We start from the raw sequence: 18,054 nt of genomic DNA on the forward strand, positions 1-18,054 counted from the left end.
CGTTCCGTGACAACACCACCTCGGAACGGGGGTTTGCCCTGGCCCGCGCGACCCGCTAACGTGCGATGTATCGGTCCGATACATCGCGGCGGTTACCACTCGACGCCGGAGGGTAAAGAGAGGGTGGCCAGTGCTTGAGTTCGCCATCCTCGGCCTCCTGCAGGAGTCTCCGATGCACGGCTATGAGCTGCGCAAGGAGCTGACCGCCAAACTCGGCGCGATCCGGGCGGCGATCAGCTACGGCTCGCTCTACCCGACCCTGCGCAGGTTGCAGGCGGCGGGATGGATCACCGAAGCTGCTGAGACACCCGCCACCGCCGAGGAGGTTCCCGCGCTGACCAGCCGACGAGGTCGGGTGGTCTACAAAATCACCGCGGAAGGCAAGGAACGCTTCGCCCAGCTGATCGCACAGGCCGGGCCCGAGACGTACGACGACACGGGCTTCGGTGTGCACTTCGCGTTCTTCGCCCGGACCGACCAGGCGACCCGACTGCGCATTCTGGAGGGTCGCCGCCGCAAGATCGAGGAGCGTCGCGAAGGGCTTCGCGACGTGCTGGGCCGGGCGGCCGAGCGCCTCGACGCTTACACCTTGGAACTGCAGCGCCACGGCCTTGACGCCTGTGAGCGTGAGGTCCGCTGGCTGGAGGAGCTCATCGCGAACGAGCGCTCCGGCCGAGCCCCGACGGTCCCGAACATCGGGACGGCCGGTGGCCGACGAGAAGACAACAGCCCGCCTCCGCCTGGAGAGACCAGGAAAGAGCGGCCGTGACAGAAAAGAAGGAGGCAGACGCTATGGGCTCCGTCCGCGTCGCCATCGTCGGTGTGGGTAACTGCGCCTCGTCCCTGGTTCAGGGCGTCGAGTACTACCGGAATGCCGACCCGAACGACCGCGTCCCGGGTCTCATGCACGTCGCCTTCGGCGACTACCACGTCTCCGCCGTGGAGTTCGTCGCGGCGTTCGACGTGGACGCCAAGAAGGTGGGCATGGACCTCGCGGAGGCGATCGTCGCCAGCGAGAACAACACCATCAAGCTCTGCGACGTGCCGCCGACCGGCGTGTCCGTGCAGCGCGGTCCGACCTTCGACGGTCTGGGCCAGTACTACCGCGAGATCGTCGAGGAGTCCGACGCCACCCCCGTCGATGTGGCGCAGGCGCTGCGTGACGCGCGGGTCGACGTCGTCGTCTGCTACCTCCCGGTCGGCTCGGAGCAGGCCGCGAAGTTCTACGCCCAGGCCGCGATCGACGCCGGCTGCGCGTTCGTCAACGCCCTGCCGGTCTTCATCGCCTCCGACCCCGAGTGGGCCCAGAAGTTCACCGACGCTGGCCTGCCGATCGTCGGCGACGACATCAAGAGCCAGGTCGGCGCCACCATCGTGCACCGCGCGCTGGCGAAGCTCTTCGAGGACCGCGGCGTCGAGCTGCTGCGCACGTACCAGCTCAACTTCGGCGGCAACATGGACTTCATGAACATGCTGGAGCGCAAGCGGCTGGTCTCGAAGAAGATCTCGAAGACCCAGTCGGTCACCTCGCAGATCCCGCACGAGATGAGCAAGAGCGACGTGCACATCGGCCCGTCGGACCACGTGCCGTGGCTGGACGACCGCAAGTGGGCGTACATCCGCCTGGAGGGTCGCTCGTTCGGTGACACCCCGCTCAACGCCGAGCTCAAGCTCGAGGTGTGGGACTCCCCGAACTCGGCCGGCGTCATCATCGACGCCGTCCGGGCCGCGAAGATCGCGCTGGACCGGAAGATCGGCGGCCCGATCCTGTCGGCCTCGTCGTACTTCATGAAGTCCCCGCCGGTGCAGTACGCCGACCACGACGCCCACCAGGCTGTCGAGGAGTTCATCGCCGGCGAGGTCGAGCGCTGACCCGCTGAGCCATCAGCACGGCCGAGGGCCGGGTCCGTACGGACCCGGCCCTCGCCGCGTCCCGACACCCACCCGGCGGGTCGGTCAGGACCAGGCGTGTCGCAGGGCGACCCCGGCCTCCAGCTCCAGCAGCTTGACCTTGCGGGGCAGGCCCCCGCCGAACCCGACCAGCTTGCCGCCGGCACCGACGATCCGGTGACACGGCACGATCACCGGGACCGGGTTGCGGTTGCAGGCCACGCCCACTGCCCGGGCCGCCCCGGAATCGCCGACCCGTCGCGCCACCTCGCCGTAGGTCAGCGTCTCGCCGTACGGGATGTGGGTCATCTCCCGCCACACCGCCCGCTCGAAATCCGAGCCACGCGGCACCGACACCGGAACGGTGAACGCGGTCAGCTCACCGGCGAAGTACGCCCGCAACTCGGCGACAACCTGCGCGGACAGCGCGTCGTCGGGCTCGTCGACCGCTGACTCGACCCGACCGAAATGGGCGCCGCAGACGCTCGTGCCGTCGGTGGCCACGGAGAACTCGCCGATCGGTGAGTCGAGCACGGTCCAACGCATCAACCCATTCTCCCCGACCCGGGCGGACCCCCTCATACCCCGCCGGCGGGAGCCTGTCGACGTTGCGCCGCGTCGATACCGTGCAGGTCGTGGCAACGGGGACGCTCATCTTTCTGATCGTCGGTGGGGCGGGCATCGGGGTGCTCGCACTCGCCCTGCTCGGCACCGAACTGTTCCAGTTCGGGCACGCCGACGTGGACGGTCCGGTCTCGGTCGAGACGGTCGCCGGCTTCGCCGGAGCGTTCGGGTTCGGCGCGGCCATCGTCAACGAACTGCTCGGTGCGCGTACACCCGGCATGATCGTCGGCGCGGCGACCGGCGGCCTGCTCGCCGCCGTGCCCATCGGCTGGTTGGCGTCCCGGCTGAGCCGGGCCGCGCGGAACATGCGCACCGACCCCACCCCCACCCGCGACGACCTGGTCGGCGCGCTCGGCCTGGTCGTCACGCCGGTGCCGGTCAATGGGTACGGCGAAGTCCGGATCCGGCTCGCCGGCCAACCGGTCAAGCTCAGCGCCCGCGCGGACCACCCGATTCCGATCGGCGCCCAGGTCTTCGTCGTGCAGGCGCTCAGCGAGACCAGCGTGCACGTCGAGACCTACTGACCTCCTCTTCACAGACGGGACTCCTTATATGGCCCTTTTAATCGCCATCGGTGGCGCGGTCCTTCTCATGCTCATCCTGGTGCTCTTCGTGCTCTCCCGGATCAAGGTGGCCGGGCCGAACGAGGCGTTCATCGTCACCGGCCGTAAGGGCCGCACCACGCAGACCGCCGACGGCGGCCGGTCCACCGACAACTCCGGGCAGAAAGTCGTGCTGGGCGCCTCGGTCTTCGTGCTGCCGGTGGTGCAGAAGCTCCAGTCACTCGACCTGTCCAGCCGCCGGATCGACGTCGGCATCCGGGGTGCGGTGAGCAAGCAGGGCATCCGGGCGGACCTGCACGGCGTGGCGATCGTCAAGGTCGGCGGCACCGAGGACGCCATCCGGGCCGCTGCCCAGCGGTTCCTGCACCAGCAGGACGAGATCGACAACTTCACCCGCGAGGTGCTAGCCGGCGCGCTGCGCTCGATCGTCGGCCGACTCACCGTCGAGGAGGTCATCCGGGACCGGGCGGCGTTCGCCAGCGCGGTGGCCGAGGAGGCCGAGCACTCGATGACCAACCAGGGCCTGGTGCTGGACACCTTCCAGCTTCAGGACATCCTCGCCGAGGGGTCCTACCTGCAGGACCTGGGCCGGCCCGAGGCCGCCCGGGTGCTCAAGGACGCGGCCATTGCCGAGGCTCGGGCCCGGCAGCAGGCCGAGCAGGAACGGCTGCTCGCCGAGGAGGCCATCGCGGAGGCGAACCGGAACCTGGCCCTCAAGCAGGCCGGCATCCAGGCTGAGATCGACGCGGCGAAGGCGAAGTCGGCCGCGGCCGGCCCGCTCGCCCAGGCCGAGCGGGACCAGGCGATCCTCTCCGAGCAGCAGAAGGTCGCCGAGCGCAACGCCGAACTCAAGCAGCGGCAACTGGACACTGAGGTACGCAAGCCCGCCGACGCGGCCCGGTACAAGGTGGAGCAGGAGGCCGAGGCGTCCCGGAACGCGGCGGTGCTGCACGCGGACGCGCAGCGGCAGTCGGTCATCGCCGCCGCGCAGGCCTCCGCCGAACAAGCCCGGCTCACCGGTGAGGGCGAGCGGGCCCGGCGTGCCGCGCTCGCCGAGGCGAACGCCATCGAGGGCGCCAAGGAAGGTGAGGCCGAGCAGCGGCGGCGCTCCGCCATCGCCGAGGCGGTGGAGCGGGAGGGTCAGGCCGAGGCGGCGGCCATCCTGGCCAAGGGTGAGGCCGAGGCGGACGCGATGGCGCGCAAGGCCGAGGCGTTCGCCGCGTACGGGGAGGCGGCGGTGCTGGACCTGCTGGTCAAGGTGCTGCCGCAGGTGGTGGCGGCGGCCAGCGCACCGATCGGGGCGATCGACAAGATGACCGTCATCTCCACCGACGGCGCGTCGTCACTGACGAAGTCGGTGGCCGGAAACGTCGCCCAGGGGCTCCAGCTCGGCAGCGACCTGACCGGGATCGACCTGGCCGGTCTGCTGGCCCGGCTCGGCCCGGCTCCCAGCGCGGGCGGCAACGGCACCGTGACCGGCAAGGGCACCACCGCCGTGGACGGGACGGCCGTCGAGACCCGCTGACGCCGTACGCCGATGGGCGCCGCTCCCCGAGTCGGGGGTGGCGCCCTCAGCCAATCAGGCCCTGTTCGCGGGCCCACCGCAGCAGCTCGGCCTCAGCGGCGTCGCGATCCAGCGGGCCGTGTTCCAGGCGCTGCTCCTTGAGGTGCTTCCAGGCCTGTCCGACCACCGGTCCCGGGGGTACGCCGAGCAGCTCCATGATCGCGTTGCCGTCCAGGTCGGGGCGGACCCGGGCCAGGTCCTCCTCGGCCGCGATCCGGGCGATTCGATCCTCCAGCGCGTCGTAGTCGGCGGCGAGCTGAGCGGCCTTGCGACGGTTGCGGGTGGTGCAGTCCGAGCGGGTCAGCTTGTGCAGTCGGGGCAGCAGGTCACCGGCGTCCGCGACGTAGCGGCGCACCGCCGAGTCGGTCCACTCGCCCCGCCCGTACCCGTAGAAGCGCAGATGCAGCGCGACCAGCGCGGTCACCTTCGCGGTGATCTCCTTCGGGTACCGCATCGCCTTCATCCGGGCCTTCGTCAACCGGGCGCCGACCACCTCGTGGTGGTGGAAGCTGACCCGGCCGTCGGACCCGACCGCCTTCGTCGCCGGCTTGCCCGCGTCGTGCATGAGGGCGGCCATCCGCAGGATGAAGTCGCAGCCCTCCTCCTCGTAGGAGACCGCGTTCTCGACGACCGTCAACGTGTGCTCGTAGACGTCCTTGTGCTGGGCGTGCTCGTCGATCTCCAGCTTCAACCCGGTCAGCTCCGGCAGGAACCGCTCGGCCAGACCGGTGTCGACCAGCAGCCGCAGCCCGGTGATCGGGTCGGCGCCGCAGAGCAGCTTGGTGAACTCGTCGCGGATCCGCTCGGCCGTGATCCGGTCCAGGTCGGCGGCCATCTCGCCCATCGCCGTGTGCACGTCCGGGTGCACCGCGAAGCCCAACTGGGCCGCGAACCGGGCGGCCCGCAGCATCCGCAGCGGGTCGTCGCCGAACGACTCGCGCGGGGTGCTGGGGGTACGGATGACCTTGGCGGAGATGTCCTCCAGCCCGCCATGGGGGTCGGTGAACCGGTGGTCCGGCAGGCTGACCGCCATCGCGTTGATGGTGAAGTCGCGCCGCTTCAGGTCCTCGTCGAGGCTGGTGCCGTACACCACCACCGGATTGCGGCTGACCTGGTCGTACGACTCCGCGCGGAAGGTGGTGATCTCCAGTCGGAGGCCGTCGCGCTGGGCACCGATGGTGCCGAACTCCCGGCCGGTCTCCCAGACCGACTCGGCCCAGCCCTTGATGATCCGCAGCGTCTCGTCGGGGTGCGCGTCGGTGCAGAAATCGAGGTCGTCCCCGAGTCGCCCGAGCAGCGCGTCCCGCACCGAACCGCCCACCAGGTGCAACTCGTGACCGGCGCGGACGAACCGGCGGCCCAACTCGTCGGCGACCGGGGAGACCCGGAGCAGTTCGGCGACGGCGTTGCGCTGCGCGGCGGTGAGTTCGCGGCGGTCGGCGGCGTGGGGAGCAGAGGCTTCGGACATGGGATCGCCAGCCTATCGGGCCGGGGTGTGATCCGATCCGCCGGGCGCGGGTAACGGGTAGCGGTTGACTAAGGTCTGTGACGTGCGGGCCGGTGTCCGGCTCGACGTACCCCTGGGAGGCTGGAGATGAGCGGCGGGCTCTACCGCAGCGCCAACGCCATGCCGGACGGTAACGTACCGCCGGCTGACGGGGCGATCTTCATCTCCGCGGAGCCGCTGAATCAGCCTGCGGTGGAGGCCACGGCACCCCCGCCCGAGGTCGTTGGCGAGACGAGCGCCGCTGCGAACAGCGCCGTCATGGCGATCGGCAGTCTGGTGAGCCGGGGCACCGGCTTCATCCGGAACCTGATGATCGGTGCCGCCCTCGGCAACCTGATCGGCAACGCGTACACGACCGCCCAGTTTCTCCCCAACCAGGTGTACGAGTTCCTGCTCGGCGGGGTGCTGACCAGCGTGCTGATCCCGGTCCTGGTGCGTCGGCGCAAGAGCGACGCGGACCGGGGCGAGGCGTACGCCCAGCGGCTGCTCAGTCTCGCGGTGCTGGCGTTGGCCGCTGCGGCCCTGCTCGCCATGGCGTCGGCGCCCCTGCTGACCGCCATCTACGCCAGCGGCAAGGACGAGGACTACACCGACCTGGTCACGCACCTGTCGTGGCTGATGCTTCCGATGCTCTTCTTCACCGGGGTCAGCGCGTTGATCGCCGCGGTGCTGAACACCCGGGGTCACTTCGCCGCGCCGATGTGGGCCCCCATCCTCAACAACCTGGTGGTGATCGGCACCTTCGGCCTCTACATCGTGGTTTTCGGGGCGAAGGGGTTGCAGCCCGGGGAGGTGGGCGTTGGGCGGACACTGCTGGTTGGTGGCGGCACCCTGCTCGGCGTGGCGGTGCAGACCGCCGGGCTGCTGCCGGCGCTACGCAAGGTCGGCTTCCGCTGGCGGTGGCGGTTCGACTTCCGCGAGTTGGGGCTGCGCGAGCTGGCCCAGCTCGGCGCCTGGATGTTCTGCTACGTGGCCGTCAACCAGCTCGGTCTCTTCGTGGTGGTCAACCTCCTCACCCGAGCCGCGGGTGAGGACCAGGCCGGTATCCTGATCTACAACAACGTCTTCCTGCTGCTGATGATGGCGCATGGCATCATCGCCGTCTCGATCATCACGGCGCTGATGCCCCGGATGGCCGCCGCGGCAGCGGACGGGCGCTTCCACGACGTCACCGCCGACCTCTCGCGGGGTGTCCGGATGGTGACAGCGGTGCTCGCACCGATCGCGGTCTGCTACGCCGTGCTGTCCGCCCCGATCTCGGTGGTGGTCTTCAGGTACGGCGCGTTCAGCGCCGAGAACGCGACGGCCACCTCCACCGTGCTGCTGGCCGCCGCCCTCGCGCTGGTGCCGTTCGCGATCAGCCAGCTCTTCACCTTCGCCTTCTACGCACTGCCGGACACCCGCACCCCGGCGCTGATCAACATTCCGGTGGTGGCGCTGCGGGTCGGCGTGCAGATCGTGCTCTTCGCCGCGTTCGCCGCGCATTTCGCGGCGGCCGGAATGATGATCGGCAACGCGGTCTCCTACCTGGCCGCAGCGGTCGGCTCTGCCTGGTTGCTCCGGCCTCGGGTTGGCCGGATCGGCCTGGGCGGCATCATGCGCACTCTCGGCCGGGTCGTGGTCGCCGCACTCGGCGCGGCGCTGGTCGGCTGGTTGGTGATCGCTCTGCTGCCGGGCGACGACACGCCGAGCTGGACCGAGGCTGCCATCCAGCTCGTCATCGGCGGCGCGGTGATCGGCGGGACCTATCTGGGCCTGGCGATGCTGCTGCGGATCAGCGAGATCACCGAGGTGGTCGGCATGGTCCGCCGCCGCCTCGGTCGCTGACCGCCAGCATCCGATCACAAAAAGTTGACCCACGCACGGACCGTGACCACGGATCACCAGGCTGGGGATGCATCTGTGGATAACTCCGCGATTCGCCGGTCAACCACCGCATCAGCCTGTGGATAACCAACCGTACGGCTGAGCGTGGCAGTCCGATCGGCGGGAACATGCCAGTTGGCGGGAGCGCAACGGCAGCCCGGCCCCGGCGTCGGTCACTTGCGGTGAAGCCGTAGATTAGCTAGTACATGTGCCAGCAACGTGGCTGACAACGGTCGTAACCGGACGAGCTCTCCGACTGCCGGAAACCCCGCCGGGTACGGCGGGAAGATGACATGTCGGGGATACGGGCAACCCGGGTAAGGTCGCTCTCGACGGGTACGGCAGGGGCCGGCGCTGCGCGTCGACACCGGTCGGCCGGTTCCTTCAACGGCAGAGCGGGAAGCCACATGCCCAGCAGTGCGGGTCCATCGATCGACACGATCACCGAGGGAGGACGGGTGACCCAGGTCGGCGAGGGTCAGGAGGCGGACGAAAGCGCTCCTCCGGTCATGACCTTCGGTGCTCCCACGGCCGGTGAGATCCTCGCCGAGCGGTACGAACTGGTTGAGCACATCAACAACGACAGCGCGGGTCGGCTGGTCTGGCGCGGCGTCGACGTCATCCTGCGCCGTCCCGTCGCGGTGGTGCTGCGCTACCCGGGTGGCGACTCCGCCACCGAGATGCTTCAGGCCGCCGTCGCGGCCAGCCGGGTCATCCACCCCAACCTGGTCGGCGTCTACGACGCGATCGACGAGGCCGACCGGGCGTACGTCGTGCGCGAGTGGGTCGACGGGCAGTCCCTGCGCGACCTGGCGGCTGACGGCCCACTGGATCCGGCCCGGGCCACCGCGATCGGCAACGCCGTCGCGAGCGCGCTCGCCGCTGTGCACGCCACCGGCATGGTCCACGGCAACGTCCACCCCGGCACCGTCATGATCAGCGACGAGGGCCGCGTGGTCCTGGCCGACGCCCGCACCGATGGCGACGACAGCCAGGAGAACGACATCCGCGCGGTCGGCGGAATCCTGTACTTCGCCCTGACCGGCTACTGGCCACACGCTGAGGCACCGCTGCGTGGCGCCACCGCCGGCCACGGCCGCGCCGCCATCCCGGACGCGGTTCGGGACGCCGGGGGTGCCATCGCGGCGCCCCGCCAGGTCCGGGCGGGCGTGCCCGCGTACCTGGACGACCTGACCATGGATCTACTCGACGCCGAGATCGCGCCGCCGTCCTCCGATGTGCTCGCCGCCGAGCTGGCCCGGCTGGACGTGCCGGCCGAGGATGAGCACTACCTCGACAACAGCGGGCCCCTGCGGTTCGCCGCCGACACCGAGGAAGAGCCGTCGCCGCTGGCCGCGGCCGGCGGTCGCAAGGTCGCCGTGGGCATCGCCGGGCTGCTGGTGGTCGCCCTGGTGGGCCTGCTGATCGGGATCAGCGCGCTGGGCGACGGCGACGAGGACCCGCAGGCCAACCAGGCCCCCACTCCTACCGCGAGCGCCCCGGCCGGCGGTGCCACCCCGGCCGCCGCCACGGCACGCAAGCTGGCCGTCAAGGACATCCGGATCATCGACCCGGACAGCAGGAAGCGCGACGAGCTGGGCGGCGCCGACAAGGTGATCGACGGCGACGCGGACAAGGGCTGGGGCACCGACACGTACACGGCGGCCAAGTTCGGCAATCAGAAGTCCGGCATGGGGATCTGGCTTGATCTCGGCGAGCCGCACAGCGTCAAGTCGGTGCAGGCGGTGCTTTCGGGCACCAACGCGTCCGCCCAGCTCCTCACCGGCACCATCAACCCGCCGGCGACCTCCAACGGCGACAAGCAACTGATCGCGCACTACAAGACCGAAAAGAACGCCATCGGGCAGCCGTTCGAGGACCACGACGGCACCACCATGACGTTCAACGGCTTCGACGCCGACAAGAAATACCAGTACCTGCTCTTCTGGATCACCGAGTTGCCGGCCAGCGAGCGGGGCTTCCAGGTCGACGTCCAGGAGATCACGGTCCAGGGGTCGTGAGTCTGGCGCCTCCACCGTCGCACCGCATCCGTTGGACGTGGTGATGGACGGGCGCGCCGCAGCTACCGATCTGGAGCTGCTGCGTGCCCACGTGGATGGTGACCAACACGCGTTCGCCGAGCTGTTCCACCGGCACCGCGACCGGCTCTGGGCGGTCGCGCTGCGGACGATCGGTGACCGCGAGGAGGCCGCCGACGCACTTCAGGACGCGCTGCTCTCCGCGCACCGGGCGTCGGCCCGGTTCCGCGGTGACTCCGCCGTCACCACCTGGCTGCACCGCATCGTCGTGAACGCCTGCCTGGACCGGATGCGTCGCCGGCAGGCGCATCCGACCGTGCCCCTGCCGGATGGCAATCGAGCTGGGGACGGCTCGGGCATCGGCGGGGTGGAGCCGGCCGCACCGGCACCCGACCACGACACGGCGCTGGTGGTTCGCGAGGCGCTGGCCGCGCTGCCCCCTGAGCAACGCGCCGCGCTCGTGCTGGTGGACGTACAGGGCTACCCGGTCGCCGAGGTCGCCCGCATCCTCGGTGTCGCCGAGGGGACGGTCAAGAGCCGGTGCGCCCGGGGCCGAGCTCGGCTGGCGGTGATACTCGGGCATCTTCGTCCGGCCGTCGCCACAACGCCTTCGGTCCGGCCGGACCCCACCGACCCGATCAGGGACGTGCCGGGCGTCACGCCGGGGAACCCAGGCCGAGCGGGGGGCGTCGGATCGGGGTCGGGCCGGTACCGGCGGGATGCCAACCAGGAGGACACGTGACGACCGAGGGGTTCCGGGAGGTCGACGACGACCTGCTCGCTGACTACCTCGGCGGGGCGTTGGACGGCACCCCGCAGCAGGAGGAGGTCGCCCAGCTGGTGTCCACGGACCCGGCCTGGGCCGAGGCGTACGCGCTGCTGGCTCCCGCGCTGACGGAGGTCCGTGCGGACCTGGCCCGCTGGGCCGAACCGTCGCCGGAGATGCCGGAGGCGATCGCCGACCGCCTCTCCGCCGCGCTGGCCGCTGCGGAGCCGGTGCCGAGCGGCATCTCGGCCAACGAGGACACCGCCGCGCACGGGGTCGACCGGGGTGGCAACGCCGCGACGCCGCTGGTCGTGCCGGTCCAGGGCGGGGCTGGTCGCCGGCCGGCCGTCCCCACACCGGCCGGGTCAGGGCGCCGGGCAGCCACCGGCCCGGCTCGCCGCCGGCGTGGCTGGGCCCGCCGCGGCGCACCGGTGGCCGCCGTCACGATCGCCGTCGTCGCGGTCGCGCTGGGCCTCAACCAGCTGCCGACGAGTGTGTCGGACACCGCCGACAGCGCCCGCACCCTGAACCAACCGGCCAGCGCGCCCGAGGGCGGTGCGGCTGTCGGGGCGGTCCGCACCACCGGGCCGGCGCTGAACAGCGGTACGAACTACACCCCGCAGACCCTCGGCAGTGCCACGCAGAGCGAACAGGCCCACAGCCGGGGCACCAGCAACACCCCCGGTACCAAATCCGGAGTGGATGCCGAAGGGGAACGACGCCCCTCCCCGGACGGGCTGGACCAGCTGGCCCGGCTGACCGACGAGGCCGCCCTGACCACCTGCCTGGCCGACGTGGCGGCGGAACACGGATCCGGTCCGCTGGTGGTCGAGCTGATCGACTACGCACGGTTCCAGGGCGAGCAGGCGCTGGTCATCCGTTTCACCGACGCGGCCGGGGCCGGCTGGGCCTGGGTGAGCGGCCCGGAGTGCGGCGTGCCCGGGTCCGGCTCGGACAGCCGGTATTCAGCGCGGGTAGGGTGAATCCACGGTCAACGGCACGATGACCGTCCACGTGACCTGACCCACCGGATGCCCGGCTCGGGAATCCCCGGTTCGTACGATGACGTTCTGGAAGTCAGCTGCCGGCCCCACCCAGGCGTCGGCAACTCGGATCAGCATCGGTGCTCGCGCCGACGCCGAACACACACAACTCGGGAGACGGCAGTGGACGAGGTCCGCAACCTGATCATCATCGGCTCCGGGCCGGCCGGCTACACGGCGGCGGTCTACGCCGCACGCGCCAATCTGAAGCCGCTGATCATTGAGGGCGTGCAGTCCGGTGGCGCGTTGATGACCACTACCGAGGTGGAAAACTTCCCCGGCTTCGCTGACGGCATCCTCGGCCCAGAGCTGATGGACAACATGCGCAAGCAGGCCGAGCGGTTCGGCGCCGAGTTCCTCACCGACGACGTGACCCGCGTCGAGCTGGTGGACACCGGCGACGCCGGCTCCGGCGCGGTGAGCACCGTCTGGGTGGGCGAGACCGCCTACCGGGCCCGATCCATCATCCTCTCCACCGGTTCGGCCTGGCGTCCGCTGGGCGTGCCCGGCGAGCAGGAATACCTCGGCCACGGCGTGTCCGCGTGTGCCACCTGCGACGGCTTCTTCTTCCGCAACCAGCAGATCGTGGTCGTCGGCGGCGGCGACTCGGCGATGGAGGAGGCCACCTTCCTCACCCGTTTCGCCGAGTCGGTCACCATCATCCACCGGCGCGACTCGTTCCGGGCCAGCAAGATCATGGCCGACCGGGCGCTGAGCAACGAGAAGATCAAGGTCGAGTGGAACAGCACCGTCGAGGAGATCCTGGGCGACGACGGCAAGGTCACCGGCGTACGGGTCCGTAACGTGCACACCGGCGAGACCAAGGTGATGGACGTGACCGGCGTCTTCGTGGCCATCGGTCACGACCCCCGCAGCGAGCTGTTCCAGGGCCAGGTCGAGCTGGACGACGAGGGCTACGTGAAGGTCCAGGCCCCGAGCACCCGCACCAACGTGCCCGGTGTCTTCGCCGCCGGCGACGTGGTCGACCACACCTACCGTCAGGCGATCACCGCGGCCGGCACCGGTTGTGCCGCCGCGCTCGACGCCGAGCGGTTCATCGCGACGCTCAGCTGAACAAGGAAACACATCCCGGAGGAGGGGCACAGTGGGAAATACCAAGGCGGTCACCGACAAGAGCTTTGTCGCTGACGTGCTGCAGGCGGACAAGCCGGTTCTGGTGGACTTCTGGGCCGAGTGGTGCGGTCCCTGCCGCAAGGTGTCGCCGCTGCTTGAGGAGATCGCCGGTGAGATGGGCGACCGGGTCAGCATCGTGAAGCTCAACATCGACGAGAACCCGGAGACCGCCCGCGCCTACCGGGTCATGTCCGTGCCGACGCTCACCGTGTTCAAGAACGGCCAGCCGGTGCAGTCGATCGCCGGCGCCAAGCCGAAGGGCGAGCTGGTCCGGCTCATCGAATCGGCCCTCTGACCAGCAGAAACGTCAACCGAACCCCGCACCCGCTCGGTGGGTGCGGGGTTCGGTGTCTTCCGGCCGCAGCACCGACGTTTTTCCTGGCCCGAGCCACCTCGCCGCCCCGGAGCGCATAGCCTCAAGCCTGGGCCGCCCGGCCAGCCAGCGTCGTGCAGAGGGGGTCGTGCGTGCGTCCGATCCGACCCGGTGACCGGGGAGCCGCGGTCACGGAGATCCGTAACATCCTGACCGGCCTCGACCTGCTCGCCGTCGCCGCACCGCACGCCGACGAGTTCGACATCGACACCGAGCGGGCGGTCCGCGCCTTCCAGCAGTCCCGGGGTCTCAGCGTGGACGGCCGGGTCGGAGCGGAGACCTGGCGGGCCCTGGACGCCGCCCGCTGGCGGCTCGGCGCCCGCACGCTCTACCACGCGGTCCCCGAGCCACTCACCGGCGAGGATGTCCGGTCGCTGCAGGAGCGACTGCTGGAGATGGGGTACGACGTGGGCCGCGCGGACGCCATCTACGGCATCCGGACGTCCCGGGCCGTGGCCCAGTTCCAGCGCGAGGTCGGGTTGACCCCCGACGGCTCCTGCGGCCCGCACACGATGAACGCGCTGCGCCGGATCGGCCGCAAGGTGGTCGGCGGCCGCCCGCAGTGGCTCCGCGAGTCCGACGCGATCCGGCAGTCCGGGCCGGCGCTGGTCGGCAAGACGGTCGTCATCGACCCGGGGCACGGCGGGACCGACCCGGGCATGGTGGTGCCCGACGGGTCGCTGCGTTGGACGGAGGCTGACCTGGTGCACGACCTGGCCAGCCGACTGGAGGGGCGACTCGCCGCGACCGGGGTGCGGGTGCAGCTCACCCGGGGCCCGTCGCCCGACAGATGTCTCCCGGACACCGACCGTGCCCTGCTGGCCAACTCGCTCGGCGCCGACGTCTTCATCTCGCTGCACCTGGACGGCCACGCCAACCCGGACGCGGAGGGTGTGGCGACCTACCACTACGGCACCGACAACGGGGTGACCTCGGCGACCGGTGAGCGCCTGGCCGGGCTGGTGCAGCGGGAGATCGTCGCCCGCACCGGGCTACGGGACTGCCGTACCCACGCCAAGACATGGGACCTGCTGCGACTGACGCGGATGCCTGCCGTCCGGGTCGAGGTCGGTTACCTCACCTCGCCGACGGACCGCGCCCAGTTGGTCGACCCCCGGTTCCGGGACCGGGTGGTGGAGGCGATCGTGGCCGCGGTGCAACGGATGTACTACCCGATCGAACGGGACGTTCCGACGGGGTCGCTGGACGTCAGCGAGCTGCGGGCCGTGGTGACCGCCGGCACGGTGATCGACTGATCCGCGACGAGGCGGATGCTTCGCGTGGTTCGGCGGTCAGCCGTTGGTGGAGCGGGTGGCCGGGGCGGGGCGAACCGGGCGGAGCAGGGTCTCCGGGCTCATCGAGCCGAGCAGCTTCTCCAACGCGTACTCGACGTCGGACTTCCAGCTCAGCGCGGTACGCAGCTCAAGTCGCAGCCGGGGGAACCGCGGATGCGGACGTACGGTTTTGAACCCGACCGAGAGGAAGAAGTCGACCGGTGCCACGCAGCCACCCGCAGGGTCGTCCGCGTCGCCGAACTTGGCGTCACCGAACGCCTCGATGGCCTTGATCCCCCGCTTGGTCAGGTCCCGGGCGACGCCCTGCACCAACATCCGACCCAGCCCGCCGCCGGCGAACGAGGCGACCACGTGGGCGGTCATCAACAGTGCCGCGTCGGCGGAGACGGGCGAGGTCGGGAACGCCATCGAGCGAGGCACGTAGGCGGGCGGGGCGTACATCACGAAGCCCGCCGGCATCCCGTCGACATACGCGAGCTTGCCGCAGGAGCCCCACTCCAGCAGGGTCTGCGAGACCCACGCCTCCTTCTCCAGGCCCGGATCACCGGCGGCGCAGGCCCGGTCCGCGGAGACCGGATCCAGCTCCCAGTAGACGCACTGCCGGCACGGCCGAGGAAGGTCTTCCAACGTGTCGAGGGTCAGGCTGACCAGACGTCGCGACATATGGCGCATCCCCACAATAGGCTCGGTGGTGGAACCGGCATGGAACGACAGCGCCGCCTTCCTGCCCCCGACGAGCGATCGTACGCCGCCGATCGACGGTACGGGAGGGGACGCGCAGATGCCCACCTGACCGGGGGACGCCGGGGACGGTCCGCCATGTGGTCGATCCGTCTCGGCACACCGGCGGCGTCGCTCAGGCGGACTAGGATCGACAATCGGTGTCCCCGCCGCCATGGTCACGGGTGTGTGGGGTACCCGGGGCGGGAGCCACCCGAGCAGCGATCGAGGTGAGGTCATGACCGGCACGACACTCGACGACTACACCGACCGGTACGCCCGGCGGGTACGCGGGATGACCGCCTCCGAGATTCGAGCATTGTTCGCGGTGGCCAGCCGCCCGGAGGTCGTCTCACTCGCCGGCGGCGCACCGTACATCGCCGCTCTGCCGTTGGACGCGGTCGGTGAGATGCTCGGCCGGCTCGGGTCCGAGCACGGCGTGACCACCCTCCAGTACGGCATCGGGCAGGGCACCCTCGACCTGCGCGAGCGAATCTGCGAGGTGATGGCGCTCTCCGGTATCGACGCCGCGTGCGGTGCCTCCCCGGAGGATGTCGTGGTCACCGTGGGCGGGCAGCAGGCACTGGACCTGGTGGCTCGACTCTTCCTCGACCCGGGTGACGTGGTGCTCGCCGAGGGGCCGACGTATGTCGGTGCGCTCGGAGTGTTCCAGGCCGCCCAGGCACAGGTTGCGCACGTACCGATGGATGCGGACGGGCTCATCCCGGAGGCGCTGGAGACGGCCATCGCCGACCTGGCCCGAGCGGGCCGGCGGGTGAAGTTCCTCTACACGATCCCCACCTACCAGAACCCCACCGGCGTGACGCTCACCGAGGAGCGCCGGGAACGGGTGCTCGACATCTGCGAGCGCGCCGGCCTGCTCGTCGTCGAGGACGACCCGTACGGTCAGCTGGGGTTCGAGGGTGAGGCGCCGGCGCCGTTGCGGGCCCGCCGCCGGGACGGGGTCTTCTACCTCAGCACCTTCTCCAAGACCTTCGCGCCCGGGCTGCGGGTCGGCTGGATCCTGGCGCCGCACGCGGTCCGCGACAAGCTGGTCATCGCCAGCGAGGCGCAGATCCTGTGCCCCAGCGGTTACGCCCAGGCCGCGGTGGCCACCTATCTGAGCACGATGCCGTGGCAGCAGCAGCTCAAGGTCTATCGCGAGGTCTACCGGGAACGCCGGGACGCCCTGCTCGACGCGATGACCGACCTGATGCCCGAGGGCACCAGCTGGACCACGCCGGCCGGCGGCCTCTTCGTCTGGGCCACCCTGCCCGAGGGGCTCGACTCGAAGGCCATGATGCCGCGAGCGGTCGCCGCCCGGGTCGCCTACGTTCCCGGCACCGGCTTCTACGCCGACGGCACCGGCACCGACACCATGCGGCTCAACTTCAGCTTTCCGCCGCCGGAGCGGATCCGCGAGGGCGTCCGCCGGCTGGCCGGTGTGATGGAGCAGGAGATCGCGATGCGCCGGGTCTTCGGTGCCGTGGGCGGCGTCACCGGCCGACGCGGCCGGGCCGGCTCCGACGTGCCCGGGCCCGACTTGGCATGATGCCGGCATGGCTACGACCGCCGCCGGGCGTCTCCTCGTGACCGATTCCGCCGTCTCGGCCGACCTGCGTGTGGTGGTGCTCGCGGGTGGGCTCTCCTACGAGCGGGACGTGTCACTGCGCTCCGGTCGCCGAGTGCTCGACGCGTTGCGCGCCGTCGGCGTGGAGGCCGAGCTGCGGGACGCCGACGTGGCGCTACTGCCGGCGCTGGCTGCCGATCCGCCGGACGCCGTGGTGATCGCACTGCACGGCGCCACCGGCGAGGACGGCTCGCTGCGCGGGGTCCTGGACCTGTGCGACATCCCGTACGTCGGCTGCGACGCCCGCGCCTCCCGAGTCGCCTGGGACAAGCCCTCGGCCAAGGCGGTGCTCCGCGAGGCTGGCATTCCCACCCCGGACTGGGTGGCCCTGCCGCACGATCGCTTCTCCGAGCTTGGCGCGGTTGCCGTCCTGGACCGGATCGTCGACCGGCTGGGCCTGCCCCTGATGGTCAAGCCGGCTCAGGGCGGGTCGGGGCTGGGTGGCGCGGTGGTCCGGGACGCCGGGGCGCTGCCCGCCGCGATGGTCGGCTGCTTCGCGTACGACTCCACCGCCCTGGTGGAGCGGTACGTGCCCGGCATGGACGTGGCGGTCTCCGTGGTCGACCTCGGCGACGGGCCGCAGGCGCTGCCGCCGGTGGAGATCGTGCCCCGCAACGGCGTGTACGACTACGCCGCCCGCTACACGGCGGGGCGGACCACCTGGCACGCTCCGGCCCGGCTGGACCCGGAGGTGGCCGCGACGGTCGCTGAGGTGGCCCTCGCCGCGCACACCGCGCTCGGTCTGCGGGATCTCTCCCGCGTCGACGTGATCGTGGACGCTGCCGGCCGGCCGCACGTGCTGGAGGTCAACGTCTCGCCGGGCATGACGGAGACGTCCCTGCTGCCCCTCGCCGTCCAGGCGGCTGGGCTGGATTTCGGCCGGCTCCTCGGCTCCCTGGTCACCCGAGCAGCGGCCCGCCTCACCACTTCCTGACCTACTCGTCAGGGCGTCAGCCACGACGCGGTGCGGCCCCCGGGTCGACCATGAGGTTGGCGAGGGCACCCCGGTGTGCGACACCCGCCAACCTCATGGTCGGTCC

Annotated in this window: 16 protein-coding genes; 13 read left to right on the forward strand and 3 right to left on the reverse strand. The window is 70.8% G+C overall.

The genetic code is table 11. The features are described from left to right. Positions 1 to 130 precede the first annotated feature (130 nt). Entirely contained in the window at positions 131 to 769 is a 639-nt protein-coding gene (locus ACQEUX_RS27460) for a PadR family transcriptional regulator (protein ID WP_074315526.1), read from the forward strand. 23 nt (positions 770 to 792) lie between these two features. Further along, on the forward strand, positions 793 to 1,872 hold the full coding sequence (locus tag ACQEUX_RS27465; protein WP_433054236.1) for an inositol-3-phosphate synthase: 1,080 nt from the start codon (positions 793 to 795) through the stop codon (positions 1,870 to 1,872). An 84-nt stretch (positions 1,873 to 1,956) separates the two neighbouring features. On the opposite strand, the gene ACQEUX_RS27470 is transcribed toward ACQEUX_RS27465, so the two are convergent. Continuing rightward, positions 1,957 to 2,436: a methylated-DNA--[protein]-cysteine S-methyltransferase gene (locus tag ACQEUX_RS27470; protein ID WP_433054239.1), complete on the reverse strand. Its 480-nt coding sequence runs from the start codon at positions 2,434 to 2,436 to the stop codon at positions 1,957 to 1,959. A gap of 80 nt (positions 2,437 to 2,516) precedes the next feature. Between ACQEUX_RS27470 and ACQEUX_RS27475 the strand changes: the two genes are divergently transcribed. Both ACQEUX_RS27475 and ACQEUX_RS27480 read left to right on the forward strand, forming a co-directional pair. After that, entirely contained in the window at positions 2,517 to 3,038 is a 522-nt protein-coding gene (locus ACQEUX_RS27475) for a hypothetical protein (protein ID WP_433057173.1), read from the forward strand. Positions 3,039 to 3,066: 28 nt separating this feature from the next. Continuing rightward, entirely contained in the window at positions 3,067 to 4,602 is a 1,536-nt protein-coding gene (locus tag ACQEUX_RS27480; RefSeq protein WP_433054242.1) for a flotillin family protein, read from the forward strand. A gap of 46 nt (positions 4,603 to 4,648) precedes the next feature. On the opposite strand, the gene ACQEUX_RS27485 is transcribed toward ACQEUX_RS27480, so the two are convergent. Further along, positions 4,649 to 6,109, reverse strand: coding sequence for a CCA tRNA nucleotidyltransferase (locus tag ACQEUX_RS27485; RefSeq protein WP_433054245.1), 1,461 nt, complete (start codon positions 6,107 to 6,109; stop codon positions 4,649 to 4,651). Positions 6,110 to 6,235: 126 nt separating this feature from the next. Here ACQEUX_RS27485 and murJ point away from each other — a divergent pair, with 126 nt between their 5' ends. From murJ to ACQEUX_RS27520, 7 genes are all read left to right on the forward strand, one after another. Then, entirely contained in the window at positions 6,236 to 7,975 is a 1,740-nt protein-coding gene (gene murJ, locus ACQEUX_RS27490; protein WP_433054248.1) for a murein biosynthesis integral membrane protein MurJ, read from the forward strand. Positions 7,976 to 8,421: 446 nt separating this feature from the next. Beyond that, positions 8,422 to 10,035, forward strand: coding sequence for a protein kinase family protein (locus ACQEUX_RS27495; RefSeq protein WP_433054251.1), 1,614 nt, complete (start codon positions 8,422 to 8,424; stop codon positions 10,033 to 10,035). Between the two features lie 43 nt (positions 10,036 to 10,078). Further along, positions 10,079 to 10,795: an RNA polymerase sigma factor SigM gene (gene sigM / locus ACQEUX_RS27500; RefSeq protein WP_433054254.1), complete on the forward strand. Its 717-nt coding sequence runs from the start codon at positions 10,079 to 10,081 to the stop codon at positions 10,793 to 10,795. Next, entirely contained in the window at positions 10,792 to 11,802 is a 1,011-nt protein-coding gene (locus ACQEUX_RS27505) for a hypothetical protein (RefSeq protein WP_433054257.1), read from the forward strand. The genes sigM and ACQEUX_RS27505 overlap by 4 nt, the downstream gene beginning before the upstream one ends. Before the next feature lie 183 nt (positions 11,803 to 11,985). Further along, positions 11,986 to 12,936: a thioredoxin-disulfide reductase gene (gene trxB / locus ACQEUX_RS27510; protein WP_433054260.1), complete on the forward strand. Its 951-nt coding sequence runs from the start codon at positions 11,986 to 11,988 to the stop codon at positions 12,934 to 12,936. A gap of 31 nt (positions 12,937 to 12,967) precedes the next feature. Beyond that, positions 12,968 to 13,291, forward strand: a complete 324-nt coding sequence (trxA, locus tag ACQEUX_RS27515; RefSeq protein WP_053651673.1) for a thioredoxin — start codon at positions 12,968 to 12,970, stop codon at positions 13,289 to 13,291. A gap of 170 nt (positions 13,292 to 13,461) precedes the next feature. After that, entirely contained in the window at positions 13,462 to 14,625 is a 1,164-nt protein-coding gene (locus tag ACQEUX_RS27520; RefSeq protein WP_433054263.1) for an N-acetylmuramoyl-L-alanine amidase, read from the forward strand. A gap of 36 nt (positions 14,626 to 14,661) precedes the next feature. Here ACQEUX_RS27520 and ACQEUX_RS27525 read toward each other — a convergent pair whose 3' ends face one another. Then, entirely contained in the window at positions 14,662 to 15,327 is a 666-nt protein-coding gene (locus ACQEUX_RS27525; protein ID WP_433054266.1) for a GNAT family N-acetyltransferase, read from the reverse strand. Between the two features lie 295 nt (positions 15,328 to 15,622). On the opposite strand from ACQEUX_RS27525, the gene ACQEUX_RS27530 reads away from it, so the two are divergent. Together ACQEUX_RS27530 and ACQEUX_RS27535 are read left to right on the forward strand one after the other, a co-directional pair. Then, a complete protein-coding gene (locus ACQEUX_RS27530; RefSeq protein ID WP_433054268.1) occupies positions 15,623 to 16,936 on the forward strand; it encodes a PLP-dependent aminotransferase family protein in 1,314 nt (437 codons plus the stop codon). 7 nt (positions 16,937 to 16,943) lie between these two features. Next, complete coding sequence (locus ACQEUX_RS27535) at positions 16,944 to 17,948, forward strand: D-alanine--D-alanine ligase family protein (RefSeq protein WP_433054271.1); 1,005 nt, start codon at positions 16,944 to 16,946, stop codon at positions 17,946 to 17,948. Positions 17,949 to 18,054: the final 106 nt, after the last annotated feature.

This window comes from Micromonospora sp. CA-259024 (assembly GCF_050936255.1).
Classification (GTDB): domain Bacteria; phylum Actinomycetota; class Actinomycetes; order Mycobacteriales; family Micromonosporaceae; genus Micromonospora.

Bases quoted from the DNA above. Each gene is read 5' to 3' on its own strand.
- murJ (WP_433054248.1), top strand. From the start codon at position 6,236: ATGAGCGGCGGGCTCTACCGCAGCGCCAACGCCATGCCGGACGGTAAC.
- ACQEUX_RS27530 (WP_433054268.1), top strand. From the start codon at position 15,623: ATGACCGGCACGACACTCGACGACTACACCGACCGGTACGCCCGGCGG.
- ACQEUX_RS27480 (WP_433054242.1), top strand. From the start codon at position 3,067: ATGGCCCTTTTAATCGCCATCGGTGGCGCGGTCCTTCTCATGCTCATC.
- ACQEUX_RS27525 (WP_433054266.1), bottom strand. From the start codon at position 15,327: ATGTCGCGACGTCTGGTCAGCCTGACCCTCGACACGTTGGAAGACCTT.
- ACQEUX_RS27470 (WP_433054239.1), bottom strand. From the start codon at position 2,436: ATGCGTTGGACCGTGCTCGACTCACCGATCGGCGAGTTCTCCGTGGCC.
- ACQEUX_RS27495 (WP_433054251.1), top strand. From the start codon at position 8,422: ATGCCCAGCAGTGCGGGTCCATCGATCGACACGATCACCGAGGGAGGA.
- sigM (WP_433054254.1), top strand. From the start codon at position 10,079: ATGGACGGGCGCGCCGCAGCTACCGATCTGGAGCTGCTGCGTGCCCAC.
- ACQEUX_RS27535 (WP_433054271.1), top strand. From the start codon at position 16,944: ATGGCTACGACCGCCGCCGGGCGTCTCCTCGTGACCGATTCCGCCGTC.
- ACQEUX_RS27485 (WP_433054245.1), bottom strand. From the start codon at position 6,109: ATGTCCGAAGCCTCTGCTCCCCACGCCGCCGACCGCCGCGAACTCACC.
- ACQEUX_RS27465 (WP_433054236.1), top strand. From the start codon at position 793: ATGGGCTCCGTCCGCGTCGCCATCGTCGGTGTGGGTAACTGCGCCTCG.